General features: G+C 37.3%; 18 protein-coding genes and 6 tRNA genes. 4 read left to right on the forward strand and 20 right to left on the reverse strand.

The features are described from left to right. Window positions 1-41: 41 nt before the first annotated feature. From MKY46_RS22360 to MKY46_RS22370, 3 genes are all read right to left on the reverse strand, one after another. On the reverse strand, window positions 42-1,040 hold the full coding sequence (locus MKY46_RS22360; RefSeq protein ID WP_340835458.1) for an ABC transporter substrate-binding protein: 999 nt from the start codon (window positions 1,038-1,040) through the stop codon (window positions 42-44). 318 nt (window positions 1,041-1,358) lie between these two features. Further along, entirely contained in the window at window positions 1,359-1,847 is a 489-nt protein-coding gene (locus MKY46_RS22365; protein WP_340835460.1) for a VOC family protein, read from the reverse strand. Between the two features lie 375 nt (window positions 1,848-2,222). Continuing rightward, window positions 2,223-3,515 (reverse strand): CitMHS family transporter, encoded by a 1,293-nt coding sequence (locus tag MKY46_RS22370; RefSeq protein WP_058845225.1) that lies wholly within the window; start codon window positions 3,513-3,515, stop codon window positions 2,223-2,225. Window positions 3,516-3,878: 363 nt separating this feature from the next. Here MKY46_RS22370 and MKY46_RS22375 point away from each other — a divergent pair, with 363 nt between their 5' ends. The 3 genes from MKY46_RS22375 to MKY46_RS22385 all read left to right on the forward strand — a co-directional run bounded on the left by MKY46_RS22375 (window position 3,879) and on the right by MKY46_RS22385 (window position 7,606). Then, entirely contained in the window at window positions 3,879-5,483 is a 1,605-nt protein-coding gene (locus tag MKY46_RS22375; RefSeq protein ID WP_340835462.1) for an AraC family transcriptional regulator, read from the forward strand. A 98-nt stretch (window positions 5,484-5,581) separates the two neighbouring features. After that, entirely contained in the window at window positions 5,582-6,559 is a 978-nt protein-coding gene (locus MKY46_RS22380) for an ABC transporter substrate-binding protein (RefSeq protein WP_340835465.1), read from the forward strand. Beyond that, the gene (locus MKY46_RS22385) at window positions 6,560-7,606 is read left to right on the forward strand and encodes an NAD(P)/FAD-dependent oxidoreductase (protein ID WP_036128836.1); all 1,047 of its coding nucleotides are present in this window, start codon (window positions 6,560-6,562) and stop codon (window positions 7,604-7,606) included. A 119-nt stretch (window positions 7,607-7,725) separates the two neighbouring features. Here MKY46_RS22385 and MKY46_RS22390 read toward each other — a convergent pair whose 3' ends face one another. Further along, window positions 7,726-8,691 (reverse strand): ABC transporter substrate-binding protein, encoded by a 966-nt coding sequence (locus tag MKY46_RS22390; protein WP_340812354.1) that lies wholly within the window; start codon window positions 8,689-8,691, stop codon window positions 7,726-7,728. A 340-nt stretch (window positions 8,692-9,031) separates the two neighbouring features. Between MKY46_RS22390 and MKY46_RS22395 the strand changes: the two genes are divergently transcribed. Beyond that, entirely contained in the window at window positions 9,032-10,780 is a 1,749-nt protein-coding gene (locus tag MKY46_RS22395; RefSeq protein WP_340835466.1) for a methyl-accepting chemotaxis protein, read from the forward strand. A 774-nt stretch (window positions 10,781-11,554) separates the two neighbouring features. Here MKY46_RS22395 and MKY46_RS22405 read toward each other — a convergent pair. From MKY46_RS22405 to MKY46_RS22480, 16 genes are all read right to left on the reverse strand, one after another. Beyond that, window positions 11,555-11,947: a glyoxalase superfamily protein gene (locus MKY46_RS22405; RefSeq protein WP_170829929.1), complete on the reverse strand. Its 393-nt coding sequence runs from the start codon at window positions 11,945-11,947 to the stop codon at window positions 11,555-11,557. A gap of 245 nt (window positions 11,948-12,192) precedes the next feature. Next, window positions 12,193-13,119, reverse strand: a complete 927-nt coding sequence (locus MKY46_RS22410; protein WP_101967025.1) for a helix-turn-helix domain-containing protein — start codon at window positions 13,117-13,119, stop codon at window positions 12,193-12,195. A gap of 423 nt (window positions 13,120-13,542) precedes the next feature. Further along, complete coding sequence (gene glmS / locus MKY46_RS22415) at window positions 13,543-15,345, reverse strand: glutamine--fructose-6-phosphate transaminase (isomerizing) (protein ID WP_340835720.1); 1,803 nt, start codon at window positions 15,343-15,345, stop codon at window positions 13,543-13,545. Window positions 15,346-15,957: 612 nt separating this feature from the next. Further along, window positions 15,958-16,473 carry a type 1 glutamine amidotransferase domain-containing protein gene (locus MKY46_RS22420; protein WP_101967026.1) on the reverse strand — a complete coding sequence of 172 codons (516 nt, stop codon included), beginning with the start codon at window positions 16,471-16,473 and terminating at the stop codon, window positions 15,958-15,960. 122 nt (window positions 16,474-16,595) lie between these two features. Further along, window positions 16,596-17,948, reverse strand: coding sequence for a phosphoglucosamine mutase (gene glmM, locus MKY46_RS22425; RefSeq protein ID WP_101967053.1), 1,353 nt, complete (start codon window positions 17,946-17,948; stop codon window positions 16,596-16,598). Window positions 17,949-18,174: 226 nt separating this feature from the next. Then, entirely contained in the window at window positions 18,175-19,251 is a 1,077-nt protein-coding gene (locus MKY46_RS22430; RefSeq protein WP_340835470.1) for a CdaR family protein, read from the reverse strand. Continuing rightward, the gene (gene cdaA / locus MKY46_RS22435; protein ID WP_089935020.1) at window positions 19,244-20,080 is read right to left on the reverse strand and encodes a diadenylate cyclase CdaA; all 837 of its coding nucleotides are present in this window, start codon (window positions 20,078-20,080) and stop codon (window positions 19,244-19,246) included. Before cdaA ends, MKY46_RS22430 begins: the two co-directional genes overlap by 8 nt. Window positions 20,081-20,229: 149 nt before the next feature. After that, complete coding sequence (locus MKY46_RS22440; RefSeq protein WP_058845282.1) at window positions 20,230-20,856, reverse strand: anti-sigma factor family protein; 627 nt, start codon at window positions 20,854-20,856, stop codon at window positions 20,230-20,232. Between the two features lie 13 nt (window positions 20,857-20,869). Beyond that, window positions 20,870-21,433, reverse strand: a complete 564-nt coding sequence (sigW, locus tag MKY46_RS22445; RefSeq protein WP_004225410.1) for an RNA polymerase sigma factor SigW — start codon at window positions 21,431-21,433, stop codon at window positions 20,870-20,872. Window positions 21,434-21,566: 133 nt separating this feature from the next. Continuing rightward, window positions 21,567-22,472: an arginase gene (gene rocF, locus MKY46_RS22450; RefSeq protein ID WP_058845283.1), complete on the reverse strand. Its 906-nt coding sequence runs from the start codon at window positions 22,470-22,472 to the stop codon at window positions 21,567-21,569. 185 nt (window positions 22,473-22,657) lie between these two features. Next, window positions 22,658-22,730, reverse strand: a tRNA-Lys gene (locus MKY46_RS22455). A gap of 12 nt (window positions 22,731-22,742) precedes the next feature. Beyond that, window positions 22,743-22,817, reverse strand: a tRNA-Gln gene (locus MKY46_RS22460). Between the two features lie 14 nt (window positions 22,818-22,831). Then, window positions 22,832-22,915 (reverse strand) — tRNA-Tyr (locus MKY46_RS22465). A 15-nt stretch (window positions 22,916-22,930) separates the two neighbouring features. Continuing rightward, window positions 22,931-23,006: transfer RNA gene (locus tag MKY46_RS22470), tRNA-Val, on the reverse strand. 56 nt (window positions 23,007-23,062) lie between these two features. Then, window positions 23,063-23,137, reverse strand: a tRNA-Glu gene (locus MKY46_RS22475). A gap of 113 nt (window positions 23,138-23,250) precedes the next feature. Next, window positions 23,251-23,327 (reverse strand) — tRNA-Asn (locus MKY46_RS22480). Between the last annotated feature and the right edge of the window lie 25 nt (window positions 23,328-23,352).

Raw genomic sequence — 23,352 nt, forward strand, 5'->3', positions numbered from 1 at the left:
AATACAAACAGTTTAAAAAATTGATTAGGTAAATACAATTTTTACTGTTTGTGCATCCATTCTGGTAACTTTTTATACAATTGCTCCAAAGCTAATAAATTATCTGTATTCCATTCATTAGGAACAACATAAACATTTCCCTTTTTGACTGCAGGTAAAGTTCCCCATATTGGGCTTTGTAGTAGTCGATCCGCCTCTGCTTCACTTTCACCATCCTCTTGTACAATGACAAACAAATGATCACCAGCAAACTCTGGAAGCACCTCTTCGGAAACCTCAAGGAAAGATACCCCTTCTACATCAATAATATTCTTCTGTACAGCTGGTGGGACGGCAAAACCGTTTTCTCCATATATAATGGCGCCAAAGTTACGATCGCCCATAACATAAAGTATTTTACCTAACTGGTAGAATACCGTTGCGGTCTCCCCTTTTGCTAATTGAAGCTTATCAAACATTTCTTTAGATTGCGTTTCAAACTTAGCAATCATTTTACCCACTTCTTCCTGTTTACCCGAGATATTGCCCATCTCCTTTACACGTTCTGTATAAGGAAGAGCTGGGTTAAAGGGAATAGTCGTTGCGATTTTTGACAATTCCTCGTTAAGATTTGGATCGGACTTGTAATAACCATTAATAATCAGATCAGGTTTTAAAGTCAGAATCGTCTCTAAGTTAGCAGGATTTCCAATATCAACGATGCCTTCAAGTTTATCTCCATAGTAACTTGCAGGATCTTGAGGAAGATTATTACCAACAAGGGGAATATCCATCGCCAAGAAATCACCCGTCGTCTGACCAATATAAACTACTCGTTTTGGATCTGCAGGTATTTCAACTTGTTCGCCTGTAATCGTTGTATATTGAACCGTTGTCTCACTTTCCTCTGCTTGCACATCAGATTGAGCTGTTTTCTCATTTTCCTTACCCTGCGCATCAGACGCACTGCCATTAGAATTACTGCATGCCGATAGCATCAACAGCAACAGAAGGAAACTCTCTCCCCATAGTATAAATTGCTTTCGTAGAAGCTTTTTCACATTTATTACCCCTTTCCTTTTTATCTTCAATTGAAAATGGTTATCATTTACAGCACTATTATAGTTTGTATGAAAAGGGTAAACAATGGAAAAAACGCAATGATTTATTTGGATAAATGTCAATAGCTTCCCCAAAAAAACGCACGTTCTCTTATTTCACTTATTAAGTAGCAGAAAGAAGTTTTACATTTATTTAATTATCTCTACACAGCCGTGTTTAATGACAATAACCCAGAAGAGTTTCAATAAAGTTGGATACTAATACGCAAACAGCAATAAGATTATTCAATTCAAATTTGATAAAAAATCTTAGGTTTTCTATTTAATTTCCTCAGCCAGCTCCAAAATAATTCCTTCTGGTCCGCGAACGTAGCATAATTTATAAGCATTTTCATAGTTAGATATCTCACCAATTAGTTCTGCGCCTTTCTTTGTCAATTTGGTAACAAGGGCTTCAATATCTTCAACAGCAAAGGCAATATGCTGGATACCCAGCGTATTTGCTAAAGGATGCCGTATCCCTATTTCATTTGTTGGCGCGTTAAATTTTACTAGTTCAATATTTGTATCACCATCTGGCGTTCGCAACATTACTATTTCTAAATTTGCGTCACTATCCGATCGTCGCCATATTGCCGTTTCCTCTTTAACGTCTTGAAGCCCTATTATCCGCTCCATCCTCTTTACCCACTCACCCTCCACTTTTCCTTCCCCTAGCATCTCAAGGCCAAATTCAAGGAAAAATGCTTTTGCTGCTGGAAGATCATTGACGATTATCCCCACATGATCGATCTTACGGATTTTCATATTTCATACCACCTTTCTCCTAATTTTAATAATTTCTTTTTGATTGTTGAATAGCTTTTCCCCTATACTCAACAAACTATCCACCATTGGCAAATATCTATAACTAACATGAACTAATAATCCTAAGTCTTAATCTTTTTCATCGTATATTTACGATAGTCCTTTTTACGAACAAAAACGTTTTTCTGAAACAACTCCATAGACCTTAAACATCTAATTTTTGATTAAGGGTGGTTTTAGACTCTTTTCATTTCCTCCAATATCAATCTACAAAAGAAGCCCATTACTTTTGTAGATTTAATACAGATAAACAATTTTTCACTTGATCATCTCTTTAACCCCATGGACAATAGATTTTAAACTTATTTTGTTAATTTAAAGAGGGAAAATCCCTAATACTACACAGACGATCATCATGACAATGGTAGAACCGAAAGCCCACTTTAAGAAGATACGTTGTAATGTGCCGAAATCCTCTCCAACCATACCTACTAATAAATAAGTAGATGGAACAAGTGGACTTAGAAGATGGACTGGCATCCCTAATAGAGAAGCTCTACCAATTAAGGCGGGATCGATGCCATATACTGCTCCTGCTTTGGCAAGTAATGGCAGCACTCCATAGTAAAAGGCATCGTTGGACATAAAAAATGTAAAAGGTGCGCTAAGGATGGCTGTAACTACTGCAAAATGAGAACCCATTGCATCTGGAATATAATGAATTACTGAGTTTGCCATCGCATCTACCATTGCTGTTCCTGAAAGAATCCCTGTAAAAATCCCAGCTGCAAAAACCATTGAAACAACTGATAATGCATTGTCAGCATAATTCGCAATACGTTCCTTTTGGTCTTTCAATTTTGGATAGTTTACAGTAATCGCAATCGCAAAACCAAGCATAAATAATGTAACAGGTGGTAATAGCTCCATAATTAACGCTATTAAAAGAATGATTGTTAGTGCATAGTTAAAGATAATTAGTTTTGGACGTTTCAAAGAGTCATCCTCGACTGTAGCAGCAGGCTGAACTGCAGTTTCATAATCATATTCTATAACACCAATTCGCTTCCGCTCCTGTCTTCCGAACATAAATGCCATGAGCAGAACAAAGATAGCGCCGCCAATCATCGCGGGAATCACGGGTGTAAAAACTTCAGACATTTCAAGATTCAATGCTGTCATAACCCTTGCAGTTGGCCCTCCCCAAGGTAGGAGGTTCATAACACCTGAGGCTGAAACGGCAATACCGGCTAATACAATTGGTCGCATGCCAATTCTTTTATAAAGCGGTAAAAATGCTGAAATAGTAATCATGTAGGTTGTTGTACCATCACCATCTAAAGAAATCAGAAGGGCTAATACGGCTGTTCCGATGGCAATTTTTACAGGATCACCTTTTACTAACCTAAGAATTGTTTGAATGATTGGATCAAATACTCCAGCATCAATCAAAATACCAAAGAAAAGAATGGCAAATAAAATCATAATCCCGGTTGGAGCCACACTTTTAATCCCATCCAACATCATAGGACCCATTTCACTTCCGAATCCACCAATAACTGCAAACGTAATGGGAACTACAATTAATGCAATCATTGCTGTAAGACGACCAGTCATAATCAAAATCATAAATACTATTATCATTAAAAAACCTAAAATTGCTAGCATTCTAATCCCCCCAATGACCCTTTTAAGTTATTTATCAATTCTATAAATAACTAATTTTCCGAATATTAAACCTTATAGTAAAACAACATCGAGCAAATGTAATCGTTTTCAAATTAATGTTTATTAATTTCTTTATATCTATTACATACATTTTGTTCACTAAAAGTAATACCTTCCATTTCAATAGCTTCTTAAGATGCCTATTGTACACATTAAAAATACCTCCCTTATCAAAGGGAGGCTATACATTTTGATGTTCTGTAAGGATTTTTTATTTCCTATGTTTGAACTTGTCTTTTTTATGCCGTCTGCTGTGATATTCCGTAGTATACTTTTATCACAACAAACTAAAGGAGTACATAAATGCTTGATTCTAATCCTAATTGGCTGGCACATTGCACAGAAATAAAAGATTTAGCCAAATCCTTATTTCAAAAGTCTACGATACATCTTGAAAGTGCGGCTCTCTTATTGATTACGGATGGCCAAACCACCCTGTCCATTAATGGGCACAAAGAGCATATTGTTTTTGGGCATTTGATTGCCCTCGAAAGTGATGCGGTTATCCAACTTACAAATACAAACCGTCTTGATTTTTCAGGCTATTTAATTAGCTTTGCACTGTATGATACAGCAATGAAATTAACCCGTAAATGGTCTATCAATACAATGAATGGTTACTATATTCAGCGAGTGCCTGAAACGATCATAGCTGATATTCGGATGTCGCTCGCTAAAAATATAGACCCTCTCCATAACACCATTAAACAATTTATTTTATACAGTTTGTTGAAGGAATTACAGCAAGAGCAATCAACAGATGAATACACACTTGAGGAAAGAATGGAACAGACAGTTATTTATATGCAAAAAAAATATAACCAAACAATGACAAGAGATGAACTAGCAGCCATCGCTGGATATAGCCCATGGTATTATTCGAGAAAGTTCATTGAGTTATATGATAAAACACCGATAGCTTATTTAATTAGTTATCGTATTTACCGTGCGCAAGAAATGCTATTAACAACAGATGATTTATCACAAAATGTCGCAAAAAAAGTTGGTTTTGATGATGTGCAGCACTTTAGTCGACAGTTTAAACGCATTGTAGGTCGTCCACCTAAGAAATTCAAAAAGACCGTTGGTGAATATCGTGTTTGCTTTCTATCACCTGCACACGCAGAAATTGCAATCGCATTAGGGGTTATACCAAATTGTGTTACTGTGACGAGCTCCCTCACTCCAAAATATCAAAAGAATCTTTTTCATGAAGTTGGTACAACCATCTTAGAAATGCCTCAATATGTGATTCAACAAGACATCATTGTACAACAGCAACCCGATTTAATTATCGGTGTCGACTTAACGGAAGAGACAAAACAACACTTCCAAACGATCGCACCTGTAATTACCGGGCTACCTTATGATTTAAATTCATCAATTCGTTACTTTGGTGAATTGTTTAATAAAGAGAATGAAGCTACACAAATTATTCACGAACTTACGACACATGTAGATGTTCTAAAAAATAAAATACAACACCATCTTGTAAAGAATGCTACTGTACTTTACTTACGTGTGGAGGAGTTGGGTTATCGCTATGTCGGTGAATCTTCTAGTGACTCCGCTACCCTTTTATATCAGGAACTTGGCTTAAAAATGCCTGAATCATTGCGCACAAATAAAAATAGTTTCAACATATGTTCTTTACAACAATTAGTGGTAGCCAATCCTACTTATTTGTTTATTGAAAAACGCATAATGGATTATTATACAGCCGACCTTAGCTTAGCTACTTTACAAAAAAGTGAGCAGTGGAAAAATTTAGATGCTGTGAAAAATAAGCATGTGTTTTATGTGGATACGGGTTTATGGATAAACAATTGCAGTGTGTTTGGCAAAAGAAAAATTATGCAACAGATTGAGCAGTCGATTTTGGATGGTGTTTGCCCTAAAACACAATAATCCAATTTTTAAGGCACTTTACGCTATAGTAGGCACTCTCATTCCCTGTTATTATTTGATAGTGATAATCATTATCAAATAAAAAGGAGCTATAATCAATGAAAAAAACGATGCAATATATACTTTTTATGTTAGTAGCTTTAACATTAGTTGCTTGCTCAAGCACTAATAAAGAGAGCGGAAATGAGACAAAGGATCAAGAAGAACAAAGTGAGCCTACAACGCGTATTGTAAAAGATGCCTATGGTGATGTCACGATCCCTACTGAACCTAAAAATATGTTAGTTCTTAGTTCTAACTATGCTGAAAACTTAATTGAAATCGGTGTAACGCCTCAAATGGTGACAGTTGTTGAAGAAATTGAACCTGAGTATCGCTTCAAATTATTCAATGACAACAATGTTAAAATTATTCCGACTGTGCAATATGAAGATAATTTAGAAGTTATTCTTGAAGCTGCACCAGATGTCATTATTGCTCAGGGTGCAGCGATTGATGCTAAAAAATACGAAGCTTTAAGTAAAATTGCTCCTACTGTTGCTGTTGAGGCAGGCGTTGCAATAGATGAATATGTTCCTGTGCTTGGTGAACTGTTCAAGAAAGAGAAAGAAGCTACACTTGCTCTCGAGAAGTATAGGGAAAAAATAGAAGAAACCAAAGAAAAACTACACGATGCTATAGGTGACGAAAAAATTCTTGTATTACGGGTAGAACAAAATCAATACCGTGTACTAGGCACTGAAAAAGGTAGCCCTGGTAGTGATATGCTATACACACAACTTGGGTTAAATATGCCAACTATGTTGAAAGATAATAATGAGTGGTTCACGCCCATTTCCTTAGAGGTTTTACCTGACATTGATGCAGACCATATTTTTGTCGAACAACGTCAAATGCAAAATTATAGTAGTGAACAATCTATGAAAGATTTAGAGAAGAGCCCGATGTGGCAAGCAATGGATGCTGTGAAAATCGGCAATGTTTATCCATTAAAAACAGCAGATTACGTTGTAGGTGAAGGTTTAATTGGCTCTCCACTATTCCTTGATTATTTAGTTGAAAAGTTGGTGCCTTAAATGGAACAAGAGATTTATGATGTAATTATAATCGGTGGTGGGCCGGCTGGCATGTATGCTGCCTTTTACAGTGGTATGCGTGAAATGAAAACGAAAATTATCGAAGTAAAACAGGAATTAGGTGGTTTTATGCGCACCTATCCTGAGAAATTGGTATGGGATGTCGGTGGTATTGAACCTATTCGCTGTGAAGAAATTATTCATTCCTTAATCAAGCAAGCTATGACATTTAATCCAACAATCGTATTTGGTCAAGAAGTTGTTGGCATGGAAAAACGCGACGATGGCATTTTCGTCTTAACAGCTAAAACAGGCGAGAAACATTATACGAAAACGATTATATTAGCTACAGGACGTGGTATTACACGCATTCAAAAATTAACGATTGAAGGCGCTGACCGTTATGAACTAAACAACCTTCACTATACGGTAACGAACATCAATAGGTTTAAAGATAAACGTGTACTCATTTCTGGTGGCGGCGACTCAGCTGTAGATTGGGCTATTGAAATGGCTCCTATTGCCAAAGAAGTATACGTTGTTCATAGACGAGATGACTTTAGTGCCTTTGAATCATCTGTAACACGTATGAAGTCTATCGCAACAACCTATGTTCCGTATACAGTTTCTCGTTTACATGGCAATGGCAATAAAATTGAACATGTCACATTACAGCATGTTGATTCTAATGATATGACAAAAATTGAAGTAGATGAAGTGCTTGTCAATCACGGATTTGACCGACACTTTGGCGGCGCCATTTTAGATTGGGGCTTGGCCTCTGAAGAATGGGGCATTTCCGTTACTCCCAAAATGGGTACAAGCATGCCAGGCATCTTTGGCGCAGGCGATATTGTAACGAATGAAGGGAAAATAAGACTGATTGCAGGCGCATTTAACGATGCTGTCCTCGCTGTCAATAGCGCCAAATTATACATTGACCCAACAGAATCAAAAATGGCGGGCGTTTCTTCTCATAATGACCGCTTCGCTGAAAAAAATGAAGCGTTACAACAAAAGAATAAAGCTGTAACTACACATAAGTAATCAGCTAATACCTTCCCCATTAGATAAACAAATCATCTGTTTATCTAATGGGGTTTTTTATTGAAGCAAGAAAGGTCTTCGTGGAGCTTAAGAAAAACGCAACTGCTTGAAGTTTTACTTTATTGTTTTTGTACTAATTCAATAATTTGTTCTGCCATGTGCTCTGCTTGATGGATAACAGAGATTGGATCTGCTGAGAAGAAGTACTTCCCATCGAATGTAATCACTTTATTATTTTTCACAACCTCTAAATTATCCCATGTAGAAGTCGTTTCGTATTTTTGACCATAATCTAAAACACCTACATAATCACCTACATAGTCACCTACCGTTTCCCATGAAATACGTTGCTTCTGCCAATCTCCCTTGCTATCTTCAATTAGCTTTTGTATAGATGTTGGTGCTGTAAGTTTTAACAAATCATACATCGCTTCACCACCTGAGTTACCACTAGGAATCACAACAATCTCTTTGTCTGTTAACGTAAAGAGTGAGAATGTTATGCCTTCTGGGATTACGGCTTTGATTTTTTCTTCAGCTACCTTTGCACGCGCCGTATAATCTGCCATAAACTTCTTCGCCTCTTCTTGGTGATTTAACATTTCGCCAATTGCTAAAATTTCTGCTTCCACACTATCGTAGCTATCCGTACTGAACACAATAGTAGGTGCAATTTTTTCATATTGTTTTATATTTTCCTCTGCAAACGTAATAATTAAATCTGGTTTTAGACTAGTAGCTGTTTCTAAAGATACAGTATCTTCATTCCCAAGATCTACAATGTCCTGCCCCTGATAGTAATCCTTTAAAAATTCACCATAATCAATGACCTTTGTCGTTGAAGCAACTGGTACAATGCCTACAGCTAATACGTGACCTAAATCCCAATCCACAATAACACGTTGTGGGTCTATGGGAACTTCTACTTCACGTCCTACCGAATCTGTTACAATACGTGTTGTTTCAGTCGTTGTAGATTCCTTGTCATCCTTTGTACCTTCTGTTTTACTACTACAAGCCGCTATTATTAGCAGTAGACTCATTACCAACATTACTAGAACGGCTTTTTTTATGTATTTATTCATAATCCTTCTCCTTTAAATACTAATTGTTCCCTATTATATTGAAAATGATAATCATTTTCAATTATTGTAGCTGTAAAAAAGTTTGCTCCAATAATATTCACCTATTAGACTTGATAAACAAGAATGATTAATCCAAACATGTTATATATGAATTTCTTTTCTTAACATCCTTTATCCAGTTTTTAATTTGGTTAATCATGTAATAATACCCACCCTAATAATAAGAAGAATTTGCTTCTAGCTTTTCATATACAGCGTAATATAAAAAATAATTCTGATACCATTGAATTATGTAGATTACTGTCGAAATATACCTATATATAGTTGTGGGAGGAAGCAAATGATGAAGAGAATTTTACAGTTACGAAGCATTTCAAGAAAGTTAATGCTACTAATCACAATTATTATACTTGTAACAGTTGTGATTATCGGCTCAACAAGTTATGTTGTTGCCAAAAATCAGCTCTTAGAATCCGGTCAAAGAGAACTACAAAGCATTGTCAAGGGGGCTTATACTTCATTAGAACTGATTAATGAAGAAGTGGAAATTGGCAAAATAACACTAGAGGAAGGTAAAGAACAAGCGAGAATTATTCTAAATGGGCCAGTAAATGAAAATGGAGAGTATGATTATCAAAAATCCCATTTTACTTACAAAGAAAATGGTTATATATTAGCTTTTGACGAGGATTTAGTGTTACAACTCCATCCCTCTAAAATAGGTGGAGCTCCTGTCGATGACCTCAACAGAAGTAATCGAGAAAAGATCGTTGCAGGCGGCAAGTCCCAAAATGAATCAGATCGCTATGTCGTTTATTCTGATAAACAGCCAGATGGTTCTTTTAAAGATAAAACAGCCTATACAGAATATTTTGAGCCTTGGGGTTGGACTCTTGGAATTGCTGTTTTTCAAGATGAATTTTATGAAGGATTAAACATCTTACAATATATTATCTTTGGTGCAACGATTGTACTCATTATTTTAAGTTCAATTGTGTTTTATTTAGGTATTCGGAGGAAATTAAATACACTAAAAGAAGTAGCTGAAGCATCAACAAAAATTGCTGATGGTCATATAATTGTTACCAATCTACCTGAATCAAGTGATGAAATTGGGCAACTTGCGACTGCTTTTAATAAAATGTCACAGCAATTACGTACACTCGTCGAAAAGACTAAAAATACTAGTGAACATTTATTGGATTCAGCGACCAACTTATCAGCAATTTCAGAAGAAACATCTGCTAGTAGTGATGAAGTTGGTAGAGCAGTTAACGAAATTGCTACTGGTACACAAGAACAAGCCCATGATTTGGACAAGATAAACCGAACAGTAGAGCTATTATCAAGTTCTATAGAAACTACGGAAAAACAAAGTAAAGTGATGTACGACATTACAAAACATGCTGAAAAAATATCAGCCGAGGGAATTGCAATAGTTCATCAATTACAACAATCCAATACTGATTCATTGGCAGCATCAGAAGAAGTCAGTTATGAGATTAAAAATTTAAATAGTAAAATCAATCAAATCACACAGGTAATGGAAACAATTGAAACAATCGCTGAACAGACGAATTTACTCGCTTTAAACGCAAGCATTGAAGCAGCAAGAGCTGGTGAATATGGTAGAGGTTTTTCAGTTGTTGCCGATGAAATAAGGAAACTAGCAGAACAATCGAAAAATGCTACTCACCAAGTACAAGGAGTGGTTTCATCCATTGTTTCAGAAACAACTAAAACAGTTGAAACTGTAGAAGGAACAATGGAGACTGCTAAAAAGTTAAATGATGATGTAGTGCTAACACAAAGTAAATTCAATCAAATGTCTGATTCTGTTAAGCAAATTGTGGAATCGATATTAGCAGTTAATAAAGAAATGGACGTTATGACCTCCTATAATAAGTTGATGAGTGAAGGAATCGAAAGTGCGTCCAGCGTATCAGAACAGACGGCCGCTTCCGTACAGGAAATTGCTGCTTCCATAGATGAGCACATTAAAGCAATTGCTGATGTTGCTAATGCTGCTGAAAAACTAACGGAATTAAATCGTGAATTAAATTCTTTAATGGAGCGATATACGTTATAAAAAGCTAACGATATTATGAATATGGTCTAAAATGACTACAAAAGATAACTGATTTCAAACTTTATAAGGTATTGAAGGTATTCCAGAGTTTTTGGAACTCTTGATGAAACATATAATAGATTATAATACCAAAGCATCGAATCAAATGATTCGATGCTTTTCATGTTGTTGAAAAAAGGTAATGTCAACGGCATAATAAGCAATTTTGCAAGGCGAGGGGTTGATTTCCGTTCCGCCAGCGTCCTTTCCAGGGGGCGTCCGATGAGCCGCTTCACTCACTGCGTTCGCTCCAGGGTCTCCTCTGTGACGCTAAATCCCCTAGGAGTGACGCTGGTTCCACTCCAATCAACCATTCTGCAAAAGTGTCTTTTCCTGAACAAAATAGCCCATTATTTATATTATAAGAGAGGATAGCCTCTTACTTTCAATTTGGAGAAGTGATGCGTGACAACACCCCTCCACAAAAGAGTAGTGAATACCTTCACTTTTTTATGGATTGGAGTGGAAGGCTACTTGACTCCCGTGGGAATAGCGAGACAGGCGAGCCTCTAAACGGAGTGGTAGCAGAGGAAGTGGCTCGGCGCTCGCCCACAGGAAAGCAAGTAGCCTGCAACGGAAATCCTTTTTCACCTTTCACATAAATTCTATGGATGGTTTTGTTTTTCAACACTATGCAAAGCCCAACCCTCTTGCTCGATTCCAAGTGCCTTCATCCATATTTAATGTATTTTTGAATACTTTTCTACTTGTATCATCAAAATAAGTTACCCAATGTTATTTTCGAAGGTTCTCAAAAAAAACAATTCTATTTCCAAATGGGTCTCCAATGCAAACTTCCTGAGAATTCCAAGGGGTTGTTTCGATGCCAGGACGCGTATATTTGTATTTCTTTGATATAAGGTTTGTATGGAGTAACTCTAGGTTTTCTACTTCAATTCTTATAGCACCCCCTGGACAGCAATCTCCATGATGCTCTGAAAGATGAATAATACAATTTCCATAAGAAATTTGCATGTATAAAGGTAGATCATCCTCAAATCGATGTTCCCAATCCAATGCAAACCCCAAAAATGTTAAATAAAATTCTTTCGCTTTCTCCTCATTAAAAATACGGAATATTGGTATGGTGCTTTTCATAAATATTTCAGATGTACTCATTACATACATCACCTTTCCTTAATTTTTTTCACTAAATGATACCATAAATATTCAATATTACTTGTGATTCTTCCTCCATTAAATGGCCCGATTGCGGTATAGTTAAGCAATATTTTCACCAAAACTTTAAGTAATGAACAAGCGTGTTAATTCCTACAAACTTTACAGCCATAATTGCAATTATAACTATAATACTTAATACTACCTCGGTATCTTTTATACCAAAATTAGCCATGTTATCACCCTTCCTTAAATCATATTTCCTCGTCAAACGATAAATTTATTGGCTCGTCCAGCAGTTCACCATGCATCTCTAAATTAGTTGTTGGAATACTTTCATTCACTTCTTCAAAAGTAAATTGATCTGCCCATACAGTTCCTTGTCCAGACAGGATGATACCAAACGAAATAACAGCACTTTGGGTTGGAACATCTAAAATAATAGAATAATGGTTCCAGTTTGTTGTTCCTTTAATGGGGCGATTACTCATATTATCAAATTGAAGAACATCTTCCATTGTGTCGTCTACTCGCATCCACATCCCAGCGTACGTATCTACCTCTTCTGTACGGATGAAACAAGAGAGTCTAATGCGCTTTCCAACAAACTGATTAGCCTTAAATGTTTGCATCATGGTAGCGAATTCAGTTGAATCTAACACTGTTTTGGATTTTAAATAACCTGATGCTTTCCCCTGATGAACAACTTCATGGTCAATTCCCATTTCGTAATTAAATGGATTTGATCCACTTAAAAACCAACCTTTCACCTTTGTATCCATATATGTTTCCTCCTTAATTTTAAGTACGTCTGACATCATTCTGCGATATTTGCCAGGTGGTAGCTTATAAATCTCTTTAAATGCTCTTGTAAATGATTCTTGTGATTCAAACTGATAATATAAAGCGATATCAAGAATGCGTTCACTTGTATAAAGTAAGGCGGAAGAAGCATTAGCCAATCTTCTTAACCGAATATATTCAGTTACTGTCATGCCAATCGTGGATTGGAATATTCGATGAAAGTGATACTTTGAAAAATTTGATTGTGCTGCTATATTTTCCAAAGTAAGTGGTTCGTATAGGTTTTCTTCCACATACAAAATGATTTTCTTAATTATAATTTCATGGTTATACAACGAAGGCACCTCCTTTAAATATAGGATATCAAGGTTCTTCATTCATTTTTTGATATATCTTGCGAAGTAATCGCTGCATCCTAAAAATCATTAAAAAGAGGTTGATGTAATATCAGCCTCTTTTTATATCTGCAACAATATTGGCCCGATTGTGGAATAAGAAAAGATCCTACGTATCAACACAGGATCTTTAATCAATCTTTATTTTAAATAAGCGAACTTTGTTATAAATGATCAATCTTTTTTATAAAATTACACCAAGAACCTTTTCCATATTAATGTTCTAACCAATTAAATTCATTCCTATAAAATTACCTTTTTCCAAAGAATCAAAAATGACCTCTTCTGGATACCAAATCCGAAGAGGTCATTTTTAACCAAACTTTATTTCAAATGGTCAAACTTTGTTATAAACAATCAATATTTTTTATTAGACTACACTAGCATAAATGCTTAAACCTAATCCTATTCAACAGTCACCGATTTAGCCAAGTTACGTGGTTTATCCACATCACAACGACGGTGAAGTGCTGCATAGTAGCTAATTAATTGTAATGGCACTACAGATACAAGTGGTGTTAGTAATTCGTGAACATGCGGAATGACTAGACGGTCACCATCTTCATCAATGCCTGCCATTGCAATGATACAAGGATATGCGCCACGCGCTGCTACTTCTTTGACATTACCACGGATATTTAATCCTACTGATGCTTGAGTGACAAGTGCAAACACTGGTGTACCTTCTTCGATTAAGGCAATTGTTCCGTGCTTCAGTTCGCCACCAGCAAAGCCTTCTGCTTGAATGTACGAGATTTCTTTCAGTTTTAAGGCCCCTTCTAGGCTGACATAGAAGTCCATATTACGGCCAATGAAGAATGCGTTACGCGCGATTTTTAAGTAGTCTTCTGCAATATCTTCTAACACATCTTTTGAATCGATAATTGTTTGGATTCCATTAGCGGCAATCGCAAGCTCTTGTTTTAAATCAAATTCTAAGCCTTTGCCATTTGCCTTTGCCGTTACATACGCTGCTAACGCAAGTACTGCTACTTGAGCAACATAAGCTTTTGTAGAAGCCACTGCAATTTCCGGGCCTGCATGTAATAACAATGTATAATCTGCTTCACGTGATAGCGTTGAGCCAGGTACGTTTGTAATCGTTAATGTTGGATAGCCAAGTTCTTTAATTTTTACAAGTACTTGACGGCTGTCAGCTGTTTCACCTGATTGTGTAATAAAGATAAATAAAGGCTTTTCTGATAGTAATGGCATGTTATAGCCGAATTCACTAGAAATATGAACCTCTACTGGGATACCCGCCATTTTTTCGAAATATTGTTTACCGATGAGACCTGCATGGTAGCTCGTGCCTGCCGCAATAATATATAAGCGATCCGCTGCTCTCAATGCCTCTAAAATCTCTGCGTCAATTGTTAAAACGCCATTGTCGCCTTCATATGCATGAATAATTTTACGAATTACAGTTGGCTGCTCATCCATTTCTTTTAACATATAGTGAGGATAAGTTCCTTTTTCAATATCGCTCATATCAAGCTCCGCTGTATATGGTGCACGCTCTACTACAGAACCATCTAATTTTGTAATTTCGACACTTGCTTTGTGTACAATTACAACCTCTTTGTCATGAAGCTCCACGTATTGATCCGTTACTTGTAGCATAGCCATTGCGTCCGAAGCAACAACATTGAAGCCTTCACCAATACCTACTAAAAGTGGTGATTTATTTTTTGCAACAAAAATAGTATCTGTCGCTTCAGCATCTAATAATGCAAGGGCATATGAGCCATGTAATAGAGATAAAGTTTTACGGAAAGCTTCTGCTGTGCTAAGACCTTCTTTCACAAATAACTCTACTAATTGCACGATAACCTCTGTATCTGTATCAGATTTCATCGGAATGCCTTTTAAATATGTTTTTTGTAATAAATGATAGTTTTCAATAACCCCATTATGCACAAGTGTAAAGCGTCCTGATGCACTTTGATGTGGGTGAGCATTTAAACGATTGGGTACACCGTGTGTTGCCCAACGTGTATGACCAATTCCAATTTTTGCTGCAACTTCCTCGTCCACCGCTTCACGTAAGTCTGCAATACGTCCTTTTTCTTTAAAAACTGTTACACCTTCTTCATTACGTACTGCAATACCAGCTGAGTCATAGCCGCGGTATTCAAGCTTCTCTAAACCCTTTAATAAAATTTCCTTTGCATCTGATTCACCAATATATCCTACAATTCCACACATAAATTCTCGTCCTCCGATATTGTCAATTTCATGCAATGACAAACTAGACCTCATCCTATCGAAGTTTTTTGAATGTACGAGCGATGCTTTATTTTATATTTAAAATAAGCACTCCCTTACATGCAAGCCACCCACTCATTCAGCCAACTGATTAGAGTTTTTTTCGATAGGTGAAGCTTCTTTGATTTATCTATTGCTTTTACTATACCTTCTCCATTTTCTGTACATTCAATCACTTAAATGCTTTCAAAATGAAAAATGACAATCGGGTATGTCGATTGGGAGGCATCCGCCGAATTTTCGATAAACCTCCACCTCGTCTGCTGAAGATCTTGTCGTCCGATTTCTTCAGCTCAGGCGCTATAATTGTTTTCCGATTTTGCGCTTTCTTTCCTCCTTAGCGCTCGTTAAAGGATAAGGTCGGACCTCGTCATCTTCAACTTCTCCATCATACTCAATCATATGCTATCCGTCAAATTTTCGTTATAAAAAACACCTAATCCCCATGCTTTTTCGTGACAAATATGTAGACAAATAATTAGTTGCTATGCTAAATAAAGCGGAGTAAATTCCACAAAAAGGCACAAGCAATTGACTGCTTGTGCCTATCTTTTATTTATTGTCTAATAATTTAACTATTTCTCTATTAAATGCTGGAAGATCGTCTGGCGTTCTACTTGTTACGAGCTGCTTTTGACAGACGAATACTTCTTCATCATGGAATATTGCCCCTGCATTTTCTAAATCCACTTGAATGGATTTATAGCCTGTGGCATCACGACCATTCAGTGTCTTAGCTGTAATTAGCAGCTGTGGTCCATGACAAATAGCAAAGGTCGGCTTCATGTCATCCATAAAGGATTTTACAAATGCCACTACACGATCATCTGCACGTAATATATCAGGTGAAAAACCACCAGGAATAAATAATGCATCAAATTCTGAGGCATTTACTTCCTCAATTCCTTTATCTATTTTCACTGGCTTTCCATGTTTCCCCTTAACTTCCTTACCTGCTTCGGTATCAATTGTTACGAGCTGATGCCCAGCTGCTCCTAGAGCTTCTTTGGGGCTTGTAAACTCAATGTCCTCAAACATATCGGTTATCACTGTAGCAATTTTAGCCATATCAATTAAACACTCCTTGTTATTGTGACTCCTTACTACTGTTCCCCATCTCATTCATTTCAAACATTCTTTTTAAACAAGAAAAACTCGATTTCCTGTTATGGAAATCGAGTTTCTATATATTATTCTGCTAAGCCCATTTCTGCACGTACTACGTCCGCAATACGCTCAACAAAACGCTCACAATCTGTTTCTGTTGCTGCTTCTACCATTACACGTACAAGTGGTTCAGTCCCTGAAGGGCGCACTAGAACACGACCATTGCCGGCCATTTCTGCTTCTACCTCTGCAATGACAGCAGCCACCTTCGCATTGTCAGTCACAGCATGCTTATCTGTTACACGTACATTAACAAGACGCTGAGGGAAGATTTTCATTTCAGCAGCAAGCTCTGAAAGCTTTTTACCAGTCGCTTTCATAATGTTGACAAGCTGAATGCCAGTAAGTAATCCATCACCTGTTGTATTAAAGTCTAGAAAAACAATATGCCCTGATTGTTCGCCACCTAAATTGTATTCTTTGGCACGCATTTCTTCTACAACATAACGATCACCAACAGCAGTTTGTACACTTTGCATACCGTTGTCAGCAACAGCTTTGTAGAAGCCCATATTGCTCATAACTGTTGAAACAATCGTTTGCTTTTTCAAGCGTCCTACCGCATTTAAATACTTACCAATGATAAACATAATTTGATCGCCATCAACAATCTTACCGTTCTCATCTACAGCAATTAATCGGTCACCATCTCCATCAAATGCTAAACCAACATCTGCACCCTTTTCAGTAACAAATTTAGCTAGTCCCTCTGGATGTGTAGAACCTACACCATCATTAATGTTTAAGCCTGTTGGAGAAGCTCCCATTGTAGAAATGTCAGCTTCTAGGTCCGCAAATAAATGTGTAGCCAATGCTGATGTAGCTCCATGAGCACAGTCTAGTGCTACCAGGATACCATCAAATTCCTCATCCACTGTTTGCTTTAAGTATTGAATATATTTTTGACCACCTTCGAAATAGTCACTTACAGATCCTAAATCGGCTCCAATTGGGCGTGGTAGTGTATCCTCTTGTGCATCAAGCAACACTTCAATTTCCGCTTCTTGAGCATCCGTTAACTTAAAACCATCGGGACCAAAAAATTTAATGCCATTATCAGCAACTGGGTTATGTGAAGCTGAAATCATAACGCCTGCATCTGCGCTCATAATTCGAGTAAGGTATGCCACACCTGGTGTTGAAATAATACCAAGACGCATTACTTCTACCCCAATCGATAAAAGACCAGCAACAAGTGCACCTTCAAGCATCTCACCTGAAATACGTGTGTCACGACCAATTAAAACCTTTGGACGATCAGTTGCATCTTTTGTTAAAACATAGCCACCGATACGACCTAGTTTAAATGCAAACTCTGGTGTTAATTCACTATTCGCGACTCCACGGACGCCATCTGTTCCAAAATATTTACCCATTCTACTTATTCTCTCCTTCAATGCAAGACTGTGTCTCATGAGTTACTATCGCCCAAAAGACACTTGTCCGCTTACTTTTGGAAAAGTCTGTTTTTATTCATTCATTCGGTAATTATTAATATCCCCTCAATCGATTTGTTGGTGACTCCTGTCCTTACTACTCACCAGCACAAACCACGATTGGATTTTGATTTAGAATCAAAATAAAATTATAGTCAGATATTGTTTAAGAATCAATATCTTCCGTTTCCTCAGATGATGTATTTTTATCAGTAGTAGTACTATCATCCGTCACATCTGGTTCTTCAGTTGGAGGTGGCGTTTCCTCTGTAGAAGCTGGCGTTTTCTGTTGTTCTTCTTGCTCTACTTTTGTAATATCTGCCTTCACTTTTATTTTCTTGTCAGATATTTTTGTCACACCATCTGGTAATTTTACATCAAATTCATAAGTTTGAGACTCAGTAATTTTTGACAGGTCAACTATAACTGGAATTTCTGACAAACCGTCAATAATTGATTTTCTACCATACACTTTTATCATTCTTGGCGCAAATGTTAACGAATTGATCGTAATGTCTTGTGCTGCTTGCCCTGTTTCTTTCAGGACCACTGGAATTTCTCGACTATATTCTGCTATATCAACTTGAACCTTCACAGTTTCAGGCTCTATCGTCACATCTAACTTGTTTAGATCTCGATCCAATACTTTTACTGCCGCATCCTGCGAGAAGGATTGCTTCAAGCCTTGCTCACCTGCAACAGTAGCTTTTACATAGCTAATGCTTTCAATAGCACTTTTTGCACCTGTTACGTAAACGGTTGGTGGATCAGCAGTCATATCTTTTAAAATATAACCTTCTTCGATTAGTCTATTATTCATTTCAGGGTCCACTCGGAACTCTTTCGTGACCTTTTCCTCAATATTCACATGAATAGTTGCAGGGTCTAATGTAACCTTTAACTTATCAGAAATATTTTCGTATTGTAGCTTTACATCATGCTCCCCAATCAATAGATTACTTAAATCGACAAATACAGAGAAATCTTTTGTAGCTCTTGTTTTTATAACAACAGGCATTGGCCCTTTTATCTTCACATCTACTGTTTCAGGTAAGCCTGTTACAATCAGATTTTCATTATCATAATAAACATCTACTGGTACATCACGAATAATATCCGTCTGTTCAGTCGTTGTTGTTGTATTGATTGGAGATAACTCGGTACGAACTGAGAAAAAAAGCAAAAATGCCAAAAATAGCGCTATGATTCTTAATACCCAAGGGCTATCCATCATTTTATCCATTCTTTTTCCCCCTCCAAGTCAACTTAGAGGCAGCATTTGACTCTTGTGCTGAACCGAACCACATTTTTCGTAATAGTGTTTCAAACTCCTCTAGAGAAAGATTACGGTGGAGATTACCATTTAACGTAATACTAATTGCACCTGTTTCTTCTGAGACAACAATTGTAATAGCATCCGTAACTTCACTTAAGCCAAGTGCAGCACGGTGACGTGTCCCTAACTCCTTTGAAATAAATGGACTTTCAGATAGGGGTAAATAACAAGCTGCTGCTGTAACTTTATCTTTTTGCATAATAACCGCTCCATCATGAAGTGGTGTATTCGGTATAAAGATATTAATCAGCAGTTCTGATGAGATTTCAGCATTTAGTCCTATACCCGTTTCAATATATTCATTAAGACCTGTTTCTTTTTCAATAGAAATTAACGCACCGATTCGACGTTTAGCCATGTAACTAACAGACTTCTTCATCGCCTCAATGAGCCTTGTTTGTTCTTCTTCTTCTTGACTTGATGAACGCTGGAATAGCTTTCCTCGCCCAATTTGTTCTAAACCACGTCTGATTTCTGGTTGGAATATGATAATAATCGCTAAGAAACCAAACTCAATGACCTGTTGTAACATCCAGCCTAGAGTTTGTAACCCTAAAAGGTCTGTTGCAAGTCGGGCAATAATAATGACAAATATTCCCTTAAGTAATTGGACAGCCTTCGTACCTTTAATGAGGGTTAAGACTTTATAAACAACGTACCACACGAGCAGTACATCAATGAAGTTAATAACAATATTCACAGGTGTTAAATCCGTGAAATGTTCGATAATTTGCACGTGGCATCCCCCACTTTTCATTGCGAATCCATACACATTCAAGTATATCACATTCTTAACAAATGTAACTTTTTTCAAATAAAAAGTCTACTCATAAGAGTAGACCTTTCAGCCTCTCACGTGCACTATTTTTTAGGACGTATAGAGTGTTATTTAGTTTCATCTTTTTCCTCAAATGTCATGGCCGTTTTTACAGAATTTTTAATCGTATACCATAACCATTCAAATACTTCGTCAATTTCCTCAATTTTGCCTGAAACTACCGCTGAAGATGCCATATATTGCCCGTTAATTACTGTGACATTGCCATCAACTTCACCTTCAACAACCAAATCACCATTTTTAACAACAATATCGCCCTTCACTACTTCTCCTTCAGGTACAATCACCGTTTGACCATCAACAACTAAGTTTGGTTGTTTGGTCACTGAAAAATGCTGGTCATCCATAAAGCTACCCATCAATGTAGCACTCATGAATAAGCAAAATACTGCTGCTGCCACAAAGAACGGATGCCGGCGTATCCATTTTTGTATACCTACTCGACTTTTTGGTTTTGGTAAACGAGCCATCACTGCTGCTTCAAAATCCGGAGGCGCTGTAATATGGGAAGCACTCTTCACAAAGGCGATTGTTTCACTCAATTCTTGCATCAACTGTTTACAATCATTACATGTATGCAAGTGTTGTTTCAACTCTTGCTCATGCTCACGACTAATGTCACCGTCTAAATAATCATGCATATAGTCTATAATATGCTCTGGACAAGTATTCATGACGCTCCCCCTCCTACAGATTGTTTAATTGCTTACGTAATGCCTCACGTCCGCGGTGAATCCTCGTTTTCACCGTTCCAAGCGGCATATCTAAAATCTCGCTAATCTCTTGTAACGATAACTCTTCTATATATTTCAATACTATAACCGAACGGTATTTATCCGGCAATCGTCCAATTTCATATTGAATGCGATCTTGCAGCTCCATTTGCTCTAACTGCTCCTCTGGTAGCTGGTCGTCTGCTGCGATTTGCGAATACATATCAAGCCCTTCTGTACCAGCTACTTCTGCATCTAAATAATAATCCGGTTTCTTTTTGCGAATACGGTCAATGCAGAGGTTTGTCGCTATGCGATAAAGCCACGTCGAAAACTTTCTTTTCTGATCAAAAGTATGCAAATTCATATAAGCACGCACAAAAGCTTCTTGAGCAATGTCTTCAGACTCTTGTTTGTTGCCTAACATTCGATAGCATACTTGGTACAGTTTGTGCTGATAGAGACTCACAATATCGGCAAATGCGTTTTGATCGCCTTTAAGCACTTGTTTTATTCTCTTGTTTACTAACGCATCCATTGTGTTGACTTCTCCACCTTTACAACTGTCTTATACTATACGACCCATCGATAAGAAAAGTTTCGTTTTAATTCAATTATAACAAAAGATTTTTATGCAATGTGGCAACAGGCAATTTTTTGTCAAATTTTCTTTAAACCAGTGTCTCTCCGAATAAAGATCCCATTAATGCAACAGCCACATTTGCTGTTGTATTCTTTTCATCTAAAATCGGGTTTACTTCTACAAACTCTGCTGATGTTAGCATCCCTGATTCTTGTAACATTTCCATTGCTAAATGACTTTCTCGATACGTAATTCCTCCAGGAACGGGTGTACCAACTCCTGGCGTGTAAAGCGGATCTAAGCCATCTAAATCAAGTGATAGATGTAATCCATCAACATTACGTTCTTTCAAGTAAGCAAGTGCATCTTCCATGACACGCGTCATACCAAGTCGATCAATCTCGTGCATTGTATATACTTTAATCCCCTGTTGACGAATTAACTCACGCTCACCAGGATCTACTGAACGAGCTCCGATAATAATAACGTTCTCTGGTTTAATTTTCGGTGCATAATTACGAATTTGCACTAAGCGCTCATGACCTAGTCCAATACTAACTGCTAATGGCATCCCATGGATGTTGCCAGATGGTGTTGTTTCAGGTGTATTTAAATCTGCATGAGCATCATACCAAATAACGCCAAGATTTTTATAATGCTCACCTAATCCAGCTAGTGTGCCAATAGCAATACTATGGTCTCCACCAAATACAAGTGGGAACTTATTTTGTTCTACTACTTCATGCACGCTATTAGCTAAAGCCGTGCTAACATCTACAACTTCCTCTAAATTCAGTAATTTCTCATCGACAGGTGCGTCTGCAAGTTTTTGACTGACACGAATATCCCCTTGGTCTTGTACTTCATGTCCAATAGCCTCCAAACGTTCCACAACGCCTGCATAGCGAATCGCGCTTGGCCCCATATCTACGCCACGACGTGTTTGTCCATAGTCTGTTGGTACTCCAATAATAGAAATATTAAGTTTATTCATGTTTTTATACCCCCTAAAAGTTATAATATTATTGTAAAGCCTAGATACCACTTGGCTCAACTAGACAAAAAAGTGCATATTTATTCAATTTTTGATAACATAAAAAAATCTCCTACTGTTTTCAGTAAGAGATTAGTTATCTATAGTTATTATAACACTTTTGAATATACTTTATTCTAAAAAAGTGAGCCATGAAGGACTCGAACCTTCGACCCTCTGATTAAAAGTCAGATGCTCTACCAACTGAGCTAATGGCTCATCAAAGAAAAATGGCTGGGGTACTAGGATTCGAACCTAGGCATGACGGAATCAAAATCCGTTGCCTTACCGCTTGGCTATACCCCAATCATTTATAAAACTGGTGGAGGGGGACGGATTCGAACCGCCGAACCCTAAGGAGCGGATTTACAGTCCGCCGCGTTTAGCCACTTCGCTACCCCTCCGAAATAACACAATAATGGTGGAGGATGACGGGCTCGAACCGCCGACCCTCTGCTTGTAAGGCAGATGCTCTCCCAGCTGAGCTAATCCTCCATAGAAACAGGTGTTATATCACAGTTTATTTTTCTTTATAAAGCCTATGTTTTAAATGGTGACCCCTACGGGATTCGAACCCGTGTTACCGCCGTGAAAGGGCGGTGTCTTAACCACTTGACCAAGGGGCCAGTATCACGTCTCAAACAAGACAATACTTATAATAACATCATTTCTTAATAGTTGCAATACTTTTTTATAACTTTTTTTATGTATAACAGCTTCTTAAAAATGGGCAAAAAAATGGCTCCGAAGGCAGGACTCGAACCTGCGACAACCTGATTAACAGTCAGGTGCTACTACCAACTGAGCTACTTCGGAACGATACTATTCACTTCGGTTTTAG

The organism is Lysinibacillus sp. FSL M8-0355, assembly GCF_038008985.1.
In the GTDB taxonomy this organism is placed as follows: domain Bacteria; phylum Bacillota; class Bacilli; order Bacillales_A; family Planococcaceae; genus Lysinibacillus; species Lysinibacillus fusiformis_D.